This window comes from Rhodanobacter glycinis, assembly GCF_900114325.1.
Classification (GTDB): domain Bacteria; phylum Pseudomonadota; class Gammaproteobacteria; order Xanthomonadales; family Rhodanobacteraceae; genus Rhodanobacter_A; species Rhodanobacter_A glycinis.
The window spans coordinates 1-13368 of sequence record NZ_FOSR01000003.1 but is presented as its reverse complement, the minus strand read 5'-3'; the positions used below and the strand labels follow the sequence as shown (position 1 = coordinate 13368).

Genomic DNA, 13368 nt, shown 5'->3' with positions numbered 1-13368 from the left:
GGCTCTTGGCTTACGCCGGCTTAACAGCGCGCATGCTCCACTGGCGGCCGTTTCCCCCATGGCTGGCCAACATGCGCAGACATCGACATCACCTGAAAGCCCTGCGCGACATCGCCCTGGAACACGCGCGCGATCCACATCCCGATCTCGCTTCGCTGGCCCGCGAATTGGGCAGCGTGGTGCATCGCGATGCGATCGGTCTGGCGAACGATCTGGCGCCACTGCGTCAGCACCGCCACGGTTTCCGCCGCATGCTGCTGGCACGCCGCAACGCCGGCCACAGCTCGGCCAGCGTGCTGCTTCTGTCCTGGCCGGCGAACCATGTCACGCCAACCCATGACCATGCCGGCCTGTGGGGTCTGGAAATGAGCCTGCATGGCGCACTGGGCGTGGAGTCGTGGGCACGTTCGGACGAGGCTGGCACATGGCAACTGCGTGGCCGCGACTGGCTCGGCCCGGGTGATGCGCTCTGGTTCGATGCAGGCAAGGAAAACATGCACCGCTGTCGCAACCTGTCGCGCCAGGACATTGCCCTCAGCCTGCATGTCTACGGCGGTGACCTGATCGACTGCAATGCTTACGAACAGGATGCGCAAAGCCGGCGCTGGCGTGCGCAACCGCAGCACCTGCGTATCGACGGCGCACTGCGCGTCTGACCTTTCCACCCGTCACCGGGAATTGCATGTTCCGACGTATCGCCATCATCGGCGGTGGCGCCGCGGGCGCTACGCTGCTCAGTGAGCTGATCGGTCGACGCACCGCCCAGCCGCTGCACCTGGACTGGTACACCGGCCCAGGTACCCCCGGCCGCGGCGTGGCCTATGCCACGCGTTCCGAACAGCATCTGTTGAACGTGCGCGCCGCCTCCATGGGCATGTTCGCGCATCGTCCCGGCGGCTTCCTCGAGTACGCGCGGCGCAACAACCCCACCATCGCCGCCACCGATTTCCTGCCGCGTCGACTGTATGGCGACTACTTGGAGGAAGAGACCGCCCACGCGCTGGCCCTGGCGAAAGCGCATGGACACGATGTGCATGTGGTGCCGTTCGCGGTCGATGCGATGGTGCCCGAGCACGACGGCGTCAATGTGCTCCACGGTGATGTCGAAACCCGTGTCGACGCTGCCGTGCTGGCGCTTGGCGCACTGCCGCCACAGCCACATCCGGCCGTCAGCCAGGCCGCATTGGCCAGCGGCCGCTACATCGTCGAACCCTGGCCATTCCTGGCTCGCTCGACCGATGTTCCACCACCGCGCCGCGTCGCCCTGATCGGGCTGGGCCTGACCACGGTCGACCTCCTGCTGGAGCTGTCGGCACGCTGGCCGGACACCGAATTCATCGCGATCTCGCGCCACGGACAGCTGCCGGGAACCCATGGCGAACAGATCGGCCTGCCGCCCGAAGACGGTGATGTCCTGCTTGCCGCCATGCGCGATGCACCCACCGTGCGCACCTGGATGCACCTGCTGCGTGAAGCGTGCAGCCATGACGACGACTGGCGCAGCGTGATCGACGGCCTGCGCCCCCACCTGAGCACCCTGTGGGCCGACCTGTCCGACGACGAACGTGGTCGCTTCCTGCGCCATGCCCGCGGCACCTGGGAACGGGCACGCCATCGCATGCCGCCACAGGTGGCCGCACGCGTCGCCACGCTGGAGCGCGACGGCCGCCTGCAACGCATGCGCGGACGGATCCGCAACGTCGAGGCCGACGTCGACGACGAGCTTCGCCTCGACATGGAGCGTGCGGGCCAACCCATCGCACCGCTGCACGCCGAGCTGGTGATCCAGGCCACCGGCCTCGATACCGACGTGCGCCACACCCCGCACGGACTGGTGCGGCAGTTGGTGACCAATGGCCACATCCTGCCCGACCCGTTCGGCCTGGGCTGCATCGCCTCCCCGGATGGTCGCGTGCATCACGCAGACGGCCCGTGGTCACGCCTGTTCGCCCTCGGCGCCCTGCTGCGCGGCACGCTATGGGAATCCACCGCCATGCCGGAAATCCGCCAACACGCACGCCAACTGGCCGACCGCCTGCTCGCTCCATAACGACCCCGGGGCCACCGCCCCGCGCAAGGAGCCGAAAATGGGGACATACGCGACTGCAGACTGGCATCTCCCTGCCACCACATGCAGGTAAGCTCCACGCGATGAACCTGCCGCTGCTTACCATCGCCCTGATCCTGGTGCACCTGGCCGGCCTCGCCGCCGCCACGCACGCGGTGATGCACACGCGTACGCCGCAAGGCGCATTTGCCTGGGCACTGGGGCTGGCGCTGCTGCCATGGCTCACCCTGCTGCCCTACCTCTATCTCGGCCGCCGTCGCTTCCACGGCTACGTTGACCAGCACCGCCGCCATCGCCGGCAATTCGACCACGCGCGCGAACCCGTCACGCTTTCGCACGATCCCTCCTGTGCACGCTACGCAGCGCTGTGCAACATGCTGCACACCACGTTCCACCCGGGTCAGCAACTGCGCCTGCTGGTGGATGGCGATGCCACCTTCACGGCAATCCTCGATGCGATCGCGCAAGCCGAGCACTACGTGCTGGTGCAGTTCTTCATCTTCCACGACGACGGCCTGGGCCGGCGCATGCAACAGGCGTTGCTCGAACGCGCCGCGGCCGGCATCGACGTCTGCGTGCTGTACGACGGCATCGGCAGCCACGCCCTGCCACGCCACTACGTGGACACCCTGCGCGCCGGCGGCGTCACTATCCACCCCTTCGCCACGCAGCGCCGGCACACCCGTTTCCAGCTCAACTTCCGCAACCATCGGAAAATCGTGGTGGTGGATGGCGCGCAAGGCTTCGTCGGCGGACTCAACGTGGGCGACGAATACCTGGGCCTGGCACCGCCGCTGGCGCCATGGCGCGACACCCATCTCGCCGTGCGCGGCCAAGCCGTGGCCGACCTGCAACGCAGCTTCGCCGAAGACTGGCACTGGGTCACCGGCACCCTGCCGCCCCGGCGATCGCCGCCACCCGGCCAAGGCACCGCGCACACGTTGATCGTCGCCACCGGACCGGCCGACCTGCAGGAAAGCTGCTCGCTGTTCTTCGTCACCGTCATTCACGCCGCGCAGCGACGACTGTGGCTGACCACGCCCTATTTCGTGCCCGACCACGCCGTGACCGCGGCCCTGCAACTGGCCGTGCTGCGCGGCGTCGACGTACGCGTGATGATCCCTTCGCGTCCCGACCATCGCACCGTATTCCTGTCATCCACCCTGCACGCCTACAACGCACTGCGCACCGGCATCCGCGTGTTCCGCCACCAACCCGGCTTCATGCACCAGAAAGTGCTGCTGGTGGACGACGACACCGCCGCCATCGGCAGCATGAACCTGGACAGCCGCTCGTTCCGCCTCAACTTCGAAATCGCCGCGCTCAACGTGGACCGCGCCTTCGCCGGCGACGTGGAAACCATGCTGCGCAACGACTTCGAACATGCCATCGAAATCGACAAAACCGAATACGAGCACGCACCATGGCGGCGCCGACTGGCGATGCACATAGCGAGGCTGTTCGACCCGGTGCTGTGAATACGCACCCCGCGCAATGCACTCTACGCAGCCAGCCAATCCATCCCGCAGCTCAAGCCCGAGCCAAAGCGCCGCATCACGAACAGAATGCGTATCCACGTTTTTGAGGGATAAAACCCCAGCCAGCTCGTTTGACGCGATATGCAATCCGGCCATCTCCCCAGCCCGCACGCCCAGCCCCTCATGGAAGTGGTTGTCCTGAAAGGAACTTACCGCCCTTGACGGCAACACCTCGGGGTTGGAGCATGGGTTGCATATGCCCCGATGTGGGGTCTACTAAGCGTTAGGCACGGGGATGGAGACTATGAACGAGGTTCGAGAGGCCCAAGCATTTGACCAAACCCTTGCTGGTAAGTGGGGCGTCCTCATCCTTTTTATTGCGTTCTCCGCGCTCGAAATTTGGGCATTGTTCTCTGGTGTTGTCACGCTTGAGCACTGGAGGGGGTGGCTCATCGCAGGCGGTGCGGTGCTTTTCCCATTTCTTGCATTGTGGTCAGCCATTGAGCTCACCAAGGACAACCGTCTTATCGGGGCCGCGCGCCACTTGGCTACGGCGATCAAGTGGCTTTTGGCACTCCCGTTCGTCCTTGTGGCCGTAGCCCTTATCGGCTGGCTGTTGTATCAAACGTTCGGCTGGTTCGCCACTATCCCAAGTTGGGCGGCGGTTATCATCGTTCTGCTGCTTCTTATTTACAGCAAACGTGGCACCCGTGCCTAACAGTTCGGTCAACCGGACGCTCACCCGCTACGCGGGCTCGCGCCGGTTACCTCAAGCGTTAGACGTCAGGGGGAAAGTATGAGGTACTCGGTTTACGGCCCGTTTGAGATCAGGCGCAACGGAAACATCGTTTCGCGAGATCGCCAAGACAAAAAGCAGTTATGGGGTGAGCTCGAAGCGAAAGAGGAAGGGCTTTCGTATGCTTGTGGATGCTATGTCCTTTCTATACGAAAGCGTGCGTGGTACGTGGGCCTCGCGGAAAAACAATCGTTTCGGAAAGAATGCTTTTCCGTGCATAAAATCGCACAGTACGATGCGGCGCTTAACGAAGTTTTCGGCATTCCTTATCTATTCTTTCTAGCCAAGCGGACCCCGGGCGGCAAATTCGCGCACCCTTCCAAGAATGGATATAGAGACATTCGCATGCTAGAAAAGCTTTTGATTGGTTCGGCAATTTCACGTAACTCCGATCTTAGAAACGTCAGGGACACAAAACTACTTCGGGAAATGAATGTCCCAGGCATACTTAACTCAGAGCAAGGTCAAGGGCGCGCTGATTCGGTTCAAGCGCTTAGGCTGTCGCTTGGCATCTAGTTGGCATTAAGCCAAATGGGCCTGCGCTAACATGGAGAAAAAGTAATGGCAAAGTGTCGATATTGCGGATCCACCACAAACGCTGGCGGATCTTGTAGCAAAAGCCCTTCAGGTGGCCATGTTGTATACATCGCTGGAAAGTGTATTTACTGCGGATCTACCACGAATGCAGGCGGCTCATGCTACAAAAGTCCATCCAAGGGCCATGTAGTTTACGCGGCCGCAAACAAGTGCATCTATCGCGGTTCCGTAACGTCGGCTGGAGGCTCGTGTTCTAAGAGTCCATCACGAGGCCATGTTCTGGGCGGCTGACGTCTAACATCTCGTCCAAGCGGACGGCTACGCCGCCGCTTAACTCCAGCGTTAGCCTCATCGGATATTTACTGGCATGAAGCTTTTTGGTTACCTAGCATCAGCCTCGGAGCAGCAGGCTCCCTCAGAGCTCTCCGAGGCGACGCTGTTGGCCAGTCCCGCAGAGCTCAGGGAAATCGCTGGCTTTATGCTCCATGCGGCGGATAGCATGGAGCACACGGGTGCAAGCTTTAACCACATGCATCTATCGGACATGTTACGTCAGTTCGAAAAATCACCGGCCTTTATTGTCGCGGTAGGTGAGTCTGCGCAAGCCGGCTAACCAGTCGTTCAAGGCGGACGGCTTCGCCGCCGCTTAACTCAGGCGTTAGGCCTCAAAGGAGGGTTTGTGACCGATCTGATAAGCACAGCAACCACAGCAATTCAATTAGTTACTCGTCTCCGCGAGATCAATAAAAACATTGCAAATGCCGAGTTCAACAATGCCCTAGCTGACCTGAGCATCGAGCTGGCCAACCTCAAAATTCAGGTGGCGGGTCTCCTCGAAGAAAACGATCAACTGAAGCGCAAGCTTGACCAAAAAGATAGCTCCTCAGTCAGCTTCAAGGGCTTTGCATATTTCAAGTCTGACGGCGAGGGGCCTTTTTGCCCCGGCTGCTACGACACGGCTGGCAAACTAATTCGTCTAGCAAAGACGTCCGCAACATTTAACGTGTTTGGCAGTCACAGCTGCCCAAGTTGTAAGGAGCACTTCAGTGCGGCCTAACAACTCGTTCAAGGCGGACGGCTTCGCCGCCGCTTAACTCAAGCGTTAGACGGAAAAGGGAAAATCATGTCGATCGTCAAAGAGCGGGAAAAGCTAGCACTAGACGCAATCAAGAAGGTTTTCGGCACGGAGGCTGGCGAAGACAGCGTCAATCTGTTTGTTGAGCATCACCTAGCAGAACTGCCGCAGAGCTACTGGGCACAACATCTCGGCTCAGAGTCTCCAGAAGCTTCGGCCGTCATTAATCTTCTGGAGCTCAACTCTTCGTGGGGGGATGGCGAGATTGAAAATTTCGATTTCACACTCCCCGGTGACGTGACGGACTACATGGTTTCTGTGCACTTTGACGAGAGCGGCAACATTGATGAAATATCCATGGAAAGCTGAGCGATTGTATCTGTCTAACAGTTCGTTCGAGGCGGACGGCTTCGCCGCCGCTCAACTCAAGCGTTATGCCCCAAGACACCATTATTCCTCCATCAGATATTCCTGACCTGTCCTCACTGCGTGCGCAGACAGAGTGGGCAGCGCTTTTGCGTTTTTTTGTGGGTGGCGGGTCATCAGATGCAGTTACGCATGCATTGTTTGTCAACGCCGTTCGTTTACACGATGCAGCAATACAGGAGTATGGGCTTGGCCGCCAAGCCATATTAGGGTTCCATAGTTGTGCGCCAGATCAGTTCGGCATCAGCTATATCGCCCAAGCAACAACTCACTTTGAAAGTTGCATCTGGCATTTTGAGCGGTTTATCAAGCACGCACGTGCTCTGCGCTCACTGAAGTCTGCAGAGATCGAACTAAAAGCCATAATTCCGCGTGACTTGAGCTTTTTGAACCAGTCCGTAGAGCACCAAATCACACAATTGCGGCACACCCTAGCTCACTTGGAGGGCGCTGCGCTACGAGGGCAACTGCCTCAAGGGACTAGCGTTTCACTCATGCCGCTAGAGCATGGCCTCTCGATCTCCAATCACGTCATACTGTGGTCGGACCTCGCCCAGTGGCTATGTGATGCCCATGCTTGTATTAAAAAGCTTGCAGGGTTCAAATCGTCCCCGCCAGAGGAAGGGGCATAACAATTCGTCCAAGCGGACGGCTCCGCCGCCGCTTAACTCCAGCGTTAGGCGCAAGGTATGTTTCTTGGCAAAGGATGGTTCAAAAAAGCATGCGTGCTACAGCTAGGTGCTTTACTCGCCTGGTTTCTTCCTTGGTACTACCTACGCACGGCTGCATTCCTTGCCGGCCCACCTTACGGAGACTTGTATGCCCAAACGTGGTCGTACCAGCTTCTCATGGGCACGCTGTGGTTGGCGTGTCTCATTGCAGCCCTCACAGTGGCCCTCGTGCTCGAAGCTAGCCTGGTCAAGCTCTATCGCATTGTGCGCATTGGCAGGCGTCACAGTGGGCGCGCCTAACTTCTCATTCAAGCGGACGCGCGTACCGCGCGCCGCTTAACTCTAGCGTTATGCCCCATATGGATAGTTTGTCGTGATGAACTTGTCTACAAAAACGCTCGAAGGTGAGGAGGTATATTTCCAGGTCAGTGGTCTACCTGACCGGTGTCCGCAATGTCACACGGCCGTACATCCGAAGCTCATAAGCCAACACGTATCTGAAGGCCAGGACGAGGTCTATTTGACCTTACTTTGTACAAGCCGAAGGTGTCTGCGTCCATTTGTGGCCACGTATCGTCGGGGTTTCAATCACCGCGACGCATACCGGCTCACATCCACTGGGCCCCGTACTGTAGTTCACGGCAGCTTTCCGGAATCAATCAAGAAAGTATCGCCCACGTTCTGCGAAATATACGAACAGGTTGAATCTGCAAAGGCTGACGCGTTAAAGCAGCTTGTTGGTATCGGCTTACGTAAGGCACTTGAGTTTCTCGTAAAAGACTTCTCAAAGAGTGAGCACCCAAGTGATGCTGAGAAAATTGAGGGCATGAGGCTCGGCAAGTGCATAGATAGTTACATAACTGATCAAAATGTACTTCAGTGCGCAAAGCGCGCTGCATGGCTAGGCAATGATGAAACGCACTATGTCCGAAAATGGTCGGACAAGGACGTGTCGGACCTTACCTTGCTTGTTCATCTAACTCAAAATTGGGTCGAAAACTTTATGCTTACCAAAAAGTACATTGAGGATATGCCGGATGGGGCATAACAGTTCGCTGCAGCCGACAGCCAGCCCGCTACGCGGTCTGGCTGCGGCTGAGCTCAGGCGTTAGAACTTTCGGGGAGGGCTTCATGGATTTGAGAAATTTCATTAGGGAGGCACTTGTGCAGATCGCACAAGGCATCGACGACGCGAGTGCAGAGCTCAAAGATTCAACCGCTATCGTAAACCCGGCAAACGTCGTTGGCACTGGCGGATCAAGCGATGCGAAGGTTTATGGGTATCTCACCAACGACCGGCCGGAGAGCGTAAGGCTTGCGGTACAACGCGTAGACTTCGACGTAGCGGTAGTCGCGACAACTGGCACCGAGACTAAAGGTGGTATTGGCATCTTGGTGGGCAGCATCGGCCTCGGGGGTCAAGGCAAAAGCGATACTTCCAGTTCCTCCCAGTCACGCATACAGTTTTCTGTTCCAATGGTGTTGCCGGCATCGCGAAAGTTCTAACTATACGGTCAACCGGACAATTCCAGCGCCACGCGGAATCAACATGAATTTTGCTGATCTGGAAAAAACTGCCCTGAAACTCAATAAGCTCTACGAAGAGCTTGAAATCAAGATGTATGGGCGCGCCTGGACCACGGAGGAGCTTGCGCTTGGTTTCGTAGGCGACGTTGGTGATCTTGCGAAACTGATTCAGGCGGATGCGGGCGTTCGGAAAATTGACGACTGCAAGGCGAAGCTTGGGCATGAGTTGTCAGACTGCCTCTGGTCCATCATGGTTCTTGCGAACAAGTGTGGCATTGACTTGGAGGCGGAGTACTCCAGGAACACCCGCGAATTGATGGAGCATGTATCCAGCCAGTTGGCTACGTGACAATTCATTCGAGGCGGACGGCTACGCCACCGCGCAATCCAGATGCCTGGCGCCGGTGAAGTCTTGCGACATGAGACGGCGCCGTGGTTCGCTGGTCAGAACGCATGCTGGGTCCGGCAATGAACAAGATCATCCATAGCGCTTCATGTAGTTGCGGTCAGCTCAAGGCACAGGCGACCGCTGATCCGATCCGGGTTAGCGTTTGTCACTGCCTGGCGTGTCAGCAACGAACCGGAAGCGTCTTTGGCGTCGTGGCGCGATTCTCGTCGGCCTCGATCACGATCAGCGGAAAGAGCAGCGAATACGTTCGCGCTGGGGACGAAGGGTCCAAAGCGACCTTTCATTTCTGCCCCGTCTGCGGATCCACCGTCTACTACACATCAGACGCCATGGAGGGCTATGTCGCCATTCCCGTCGGCGCATTTGCCGACCCGCAGTTTCCAGGCCCCACCCTGTCGGTCTACGAAGAGCGAATGCATTCTTGGGTTTCCATGCCTTCCGACATCGAACATATTGCGTAAGCGAAATCGAGGGATCAGGTTCACTTGCTTTTGCAGGTAGGCAAACCTTGCCTCTTTTGTTTCTTTTCACTCATCCGAGCGGCCGCGCGAAAAGCTGCGCGCCAATGGCCCCAATCGTCAGCACCCCAGCCCAACGAGGTATCTCATGGCACGCATCACGGGTATCGGCGGCATCTTCTTCAAGGCGCAGGATCCGAAGGCGCTGGGCCAATGGTATGCGCAGCACCTCGGGCTCGATGTGCAGCCGTGGGGTGGTGCGACGCTTCGCTGGGGCACAGCCGAGCAACCCACCGGCACCATCGCGTGGAACCTTGCCGGCGCAGACACAGCGTGCTTTGAACCCAGCGCGGCACCGTTCATGGTGAACTATCGCGTCGATGATCTGGCCAGCCTGCTTGAGTCGCTGCGATCCAATGGTTGCAACGTGCTTGGCGGACCTGAAGAGTCGGAATACGGCAAGTTCGGCTGGGTGCTCGACCCGGAAGGCAACAAGGTCGAGCTTTGGGAGCCGCTGCCAGGCAGTTGAAACTTGCCGGCACATCATCCCGTGACGCGGCGCGTTGACGATGGCCTGCGGCCTTCAACCCCGCCGGGTGAGCCGCCGCTTCCAATCTCCACTCAACAACGCCCAGGCCACATACACGCCAATGGCGGCACCGAGGAATTCGAACAGCACGCGCATGCCGATATGGTCGGGGTCGTGCACGGCAGCGAGCTTGGCGCGGAGCAATTGCAGCGATTGCAGGCCCGAGCTGTAGTTGAAGTAGAACAGGTTCCACAGGTCGCCGCTGGCGGTGAGCACGATGGCGATGAAGTAGGACCAGCCGATGCGCAGGCCTTCGCTCCATGCAAGGTAACGATTGGCCAGGTGCAGGATCAGGTAGAGCAGGAATCCGGCCGCCAGGCTGATCGCCCCGGCTTCGAGCCCGCCCATCAGGCCGATGGCCATCCAGGACTGGTTGTATTCCATCGTCTGTCGCTCCCCATGTTCCGGCGACATCCGCCTGACCGCTAGACTAGGGTGCTGCCGGACTGGAGTCCACCGAGCCGCCATTCCGGCGGGCCTCCCTGCCCCTTGATGGCCACCCTCTTCCCATGCCCCACACCATCCACGAACATGCCGCGCTGATCGTCGTCGACGTGCAACCGGACTTCATGCCCGGCGGCACGCTGGCTTGCCATGAGGGCGATGCGCTCGTGCCGGGTATCGACCAGTTGCTGCGCCGTCGCCTGTTTCGCCATGTGGTGGCGACGCAGGACTGGCACCCGCGCGGCCACGCGTCTTTCGCCAGCGTCCACGCCGGCACCGCGCCGTTCCAGCAGATCGAGCTGCACGGTCATCCGCAAACTTTGTGGCCCGACCATTGCGTGCAGGGCACGCCGGGCGCCGCATTGCATCCGGCGATTGACTGGACGGCAGCCGACCTGATCCTGCGTAAGGGCAGCGATCCGCAGGTGGATTCGTACAGTGCCTTTCGCGAAAACCACGACCCACAGGGCACGCGCCCGGTGACCGGACTGGCCGGCTGGCTGCGCGAACGCGGCGTGGACGAGGTTTACGTGTGCGGCCTGGCGCGTGACGTGTGCGTGTTGTGGACGGCACAGGATGCGGTCGCGTCAGGCTTCCGCGCGCAGCTGCTGTGGGATCTCACCCGTCCGGTTGCGCCGGGTGGCGATGAGGCCTTGCGCGCCAGCCTGAGTGAGGCGGGTATCGGCATCGTGGAGTCGGCGGGGCTGCAGGCGTAACGGCCAACCTCCAATAACCTCACCGAGACCGCGTAGGAGCGCACCCTGTGCGCGAAAATTCTTTCGCGATACATGGCCAAAAGCGTTCGCGCACAGGGTGCGCTCCTACGGAAGCGAGTTATGCGCGGCGCCCCACCGCATCAAGCCTCGTTTTCGCCAGAAACCCAAGCTTGCGCTTCGCCCTCGTCGTCGATCGACACATGGACCGTGATCGGGCGGCAGCAGACCTGGCAATCCTCGATGTAATTCTGATCGCCAGCCGAGGTATCAAGCAGGATCTCGATGCGCTCGCCGCAGTAGGGGCAGTCGATGTCGACGGGGGTGAGCATGGGGACGCTCCGGCAGCGGGGGAAGTGGCGACGTTATACTCGCCTTCCCCACGTGGATGGATTGTCATGGCAGAGCGCACGTTCGATCACTACTGCGTCCGTTCCGGCGCCAGCCTGGAAGGCTCGCGCTACACCGCCTGGCTGGCGGTCACCCCGCTGGGTCACGGCTTCCCGGTGTACTACGCGATCTGCGAAAACCGCAGTTTCCGCCAGCAGGAAGTGGCCGAGGAAGCAGCCGCGACCACCCTGGCTGCGATGCTTTCGCTGGAAGAGGATGGCACACCGGTGTTCCCCGACAACTACACCGGCTTCGCCGACGACGTCACGCAGGAACCCTCCGCGCAGGACTGACTCCTGGCAACGCGAAGCGCCCGGAGGTCATGGGCAGATATCTCAAGGCCTGCCCAAAATCTCGTCCAGCCTCTCGCCTGGTAGGAGCTCGCTCGCGAGCGAGCTCCTACATACTGTTCCTGTGCGTTCGTACGGAAAGACGTGAAAGGCGCTCAGCCCTGCGCCCGCGCGGCCAGTTCGGCCACTGCCGCGACGATGCCGACCGGCGCATCCACGGTCAGCATGCGCTGCGCATCGTCCGCGCCCAGCCCGTGGTCGAGCTCGTGCGACCAGGTTACGTGGTACGGCATGTGCACGCCCCAGCCGCCCAGGCGCAGCACCGGCTCGATATCCGAACGCAACGAATTGCCGACCATCGCGAATTGTTCCGGCGGCAGCTCGAACTCGGCCAGCACGCGGCGATAGGTGGCCGGGTTCTTCTCCGAGACGATCTCGATGCGACCGAACAACTCGGCCAGCCCCGACTGTTCCACCTTCTTCTCCTGGTGAAACAAATCGCCCTTGGTGATCAGCACCACCGGATACTCCGCCGCCACCGCCGTCACCGCTTCGCGGATACCCGGCAGCAATTCCACCGGATGCTGCAACACGCTCTTGCCCAGCTCCACCAGTCGATGGATGTCCGCCACGGCAATGCGCCCGTCGGTGATCGCGATGGCAGTTTCCACCATCGACAACGTCATGCCCTTGGCGCCATAGCCGAACAACGCGAGATTGCGCCGCTCGGTGGCCAGCATCGTCGCGTGCACCTCGGCATCGGCCAGGTCCACGTAGCGGCCGACGATGGCGGCGAAACTGTCATTCGCCTGTCGGTAGTAATCCTCGCTGTGCCACAGCGTGTCGTCACCGTCGAAACCGATCAGTCGGAGCATGCAGGGTGCGTCGTTGCGATGGGCGTGCCAGCGTACCGCAAGGGAGAGTGTGGGTGCTTCGCACGCGTTGCCGGATTTCTGTTGCCCTACAACTTGTTTTCGATGGTCGTACCGGTTTAACTGGAGTGTTGGAGTTGCGTGCCGCCACCTAGGGTGTCGGAGGTTTCACCCGTCTGCCGACGGGCGAGTCACTTTCTCTCGCTTGCCCGAGAGAAAGTAACCCAAGAGAGGGGCACCCTGCGTTCGCGCCCACCGGCTCTGCGAGCCGGCGGGTCCGCGCCCGGCTACGGGGGTTCGCCGACAGGGCTCCTGCCCTGGCGTCGAACTGGCCGGCATCCATGCCGACCACCCTGCGGGCCTGATCCTCCGCCGCGCGCCGCTTCTCGAAGGGTTGGAAGAGCCGCGCACCGCAGCGTCGAATTCAATCACGCGAGCTTGCCCTTCCTAGCCCTCGGTTATCGGTGACGGCGCGGTGTGGCCGCGCGTGTAACAGGAAGAGCCACCTCTATTCCAAAAAGCCTCGACCGATCAGGCTTGTAGGGTCGGCGGGTCCCACAGGCCCTTTCTCTGGGTTACGTCTCTTTGGGCCAGCAAAGAGAGGTAACTCGGGCGCCGGCAGGCG

At 60.3% G+C, this 13368-nt stretch carries 18 protein-coding genes; 15 read left to right on the top strand and 3 right to left on the bottom strand.

Annotated elements, in window-relative coordinates; translation table 11 throughout:
- Nucleotides 1–71: 71 nt before the first annotated feature.
- From BMY90_RS03970 to BMY90_RS03920, 13 genes are all read left to right on the top strand, one after another.
- On the top strand, nucleotides 72–656 hold the full coding sequence (locus BMY90_RS03970; protein WP_245734878.1) for a cupin domain-containing protein: 585 nt from the start codon (nucleotides 72–74) through the stop codon (nucleotides 654–656).
- Nucleotides 657–682: 26 nt separating this feature from the next.
- Nucleotides 683–2050 carry an FAD/NAD(P)-binding protein gene (locus BMY90_RS03965; protein WP_092701864.1) on the top strand — a complete coding sequence of 456 codons (1368 nt, stop codon included), beginning with the start codon at nucleotides 683–685 and terminating at the stop codon, nucleotides 2048–2050.
- A 101-nt stretch (nucleotides 2051–2151) separates the two neighbouring features.
- Entirely contained in the window at nucleotides 2152–3546 is a 1395-nt protein-coding gene (gene cls, locus BMY90_RS03960; RefSeq protein ID WP_092701862.1) for a cardiolipin synthase, read from the top strand.
- Nucleotides 3547–3850: 304 nt separating this feature from the next.
- Nucleotides 3851–4264: a hypothetical protein gene (locus BMY90_RS03955; RefSeq protein WP_139201684.1), complete on the top strand. Its 414-nt coding sequence runs from the start codon at nucleotides 3851–3853 to the stop codon at nucleotides 4262–4264.
- Nucleotides 4265–4342: 78 nt separating this feature from the next.
- The gene (locus BMY90_RS16995; protein ID WP_139201683.1) at nucleotides 4343–4858 is read left to right on the top strand and encodes a hypothetical protein; all 516 of its coding nucleotides are present in this window, start codon (nucleotides 4343–4345) and stop codon (nucleotides 4856–4858) included.
- A gap of 388 nt (nucleotides 4859–5246) precedes the next feature.
- Nucleotides 5247–5492, top strand: a complete 246-nt coding sequence (locus BMY90_RS03950; RefSeq protein WP_092701858.1) for an Imm32 family immunity protein — start codon at nucleotides 5247–5249, stop codon at nucleotides 5490–5492.
- Between the two features lie 66 nt (nucleotides 5493–5558).
- Nucleotides 5559–5936, top strand: coding sequence for a hypothetical protein (locus BMY90_RS16990; RefSeq protein ID WP_139201682.1), 378 nt, complete (start codon nucleotides 5559–5561; stop codon nucleotides 5934–5936).
- A gap of 66 nt (nucleotides 5937–6002) precedes the next feature.
- The gene (locus BMY90_RS03945; RefSeq protein WP_092701856.1) at nucleotides 6003–6323 is read left to right on the top strand and encodes a DUF2004 domain-containing protein; all 321 of its coding nucleotides are present in this window, start codon (nucleotides 6003–6005) and stop codon (nucleotides 6321–6323) included.
- 65 nt (nucleotides 6324–6388) lie between these two features.
- Nucleotides 6389–7012, top strand: coding sequence for a hypothetical protein (locus BMY90_RS16985; RefSeq protein ID WP_139201681.1), 624 nt, complete (start codon nucleotides 6389–6391; stop codon nucleotides 7010–7012).
- Between the two features lie 1170 nt (nucleotides 7013–8182).
- Entirely contained in the window at nucleotides 8183–8557 is a 375-nt protein-coding gene (locus tag BMY90_RS03935) for a trypco2 family protein (RefSeq protein WP_092701852.1), read from the top strand.
- A 43-nt stretch (nucleotides 8558–8600) separates the two neighbouring features.
- Nucleotides 8601–8927 carry a nucleoside triphosphate pyrophosphohydrolase family protein gene (locus BMY90_RS03930; RefSeq protein WP_092701850.1) on the top strand — a complete coding sequence of 109 codons (327 nt, stop codon included), beginning with the start codon at nucleotides 8601–8603 and terminating at the stop codon, nucleotides 8925–8927.
- Nucleotides 8928–9046: 119 nt separating this feature from the next.
- Nucleotides 9047–9448, top strand: a complete 402-nt coding sequence (locus BMY90_RS03925) for a GFA family protein (RefSeq protein WP_092701848.1) — start codon at nucleotides 9047–9049, stop codon at nucleotides 9446–9448.
- Between the two features lie 145 nt (nucleotides 9449–9593).
- Nucleotides 9594–9974, top strand: coding sequence for a VOC family protein (locus BMY90_RS03920; RefSeq protein WP_092701846.1), 381 nt, complete (start codon nucleotides 9594–9596; stop codon nucleotides 9972–9974).
- A gap of 54 nt (nucleotides 9975–10028) precedes the next feature.
- Here the strand turns inward: BMY90_RS03920 and BMY90_RS03915 are convergent, their stop codons facing one another.
- Nucleotides 10029–10418: a hypothetical protein gene (locus BMY90_RS03915; protein ID WP_008213069.1), complete on the bottom strand. Its 390-nt coding sequence runs from the start codon at nucleotides 10416–10418 to the stop codon at nucleotides 10029–10031.
- Between the two features lie 125 nt (nucleotides 10419–10543).
- Here BMY90_RS03915 and pncA point away from each other — a divergent pair, with 125 nt between their 5' ends.
- A complete protein-coding gene (gene pncA, locus BMY90_RS03910) occupies nucleotides 10544–11194 on the top strand; it encodes a bifunctional nicotinamidase/pyrazinamidase (protein ID WP_092701845.1) in 651 nt (216 codons plus the stop codon).
- Nucleotides 11195–11334: 140 nt separating this feature from the next.
- On the opposite strand, the gene BMY90_RS03905 is transcribed toward pncA, so the two are convergent.
- Nucleotides 11335–11523, bottom strand: coding sequence for a CPXCG motif-containing cysteine-rich protein (locus BMY90_RS03905; RefSeq protein ID WP_008213076.1), 189 nt, complete (start codon nucleotides 11521–11523; stop codon nucleotides 11335–11337).
- A 66-nt stretch (nucleotides 11524–11589) separates the two neighbouring features.
- Between BMY90_RS03905 and BMY90_RS03900 the strand changes: the two genes are divergently transcribed.
- A complete protein-coding gene (locus tag BMY90_RS03900; RefSeq protein ID WP_092701843.1) occupies nucleotides 11590–11874 on the top strand; it encodes a hypothetical protein in 285 nt (94 codons plus the stop codon).
- A gap of 152 nt (nucleotides 11875–12026) precedes the next feature.
- On the opposite strand, the gene BMY90_RS03895 is transcribed toward BMY90_RS03900, so the two are convergent.
- Nucleotides 12027–12746: an HAD family hydrolase gene (locus BMY90_RS03895; RefSeq protein ID WP_092701841.1), complete on the bottom strand. Its 720-nt coding sequence runs from the start codon at nucleotides 12744–12746 to the stop codon at nucleotides 12027–12029.
- Nucleotides 12747–13368 lie beyond the last annotated feature (622 nt).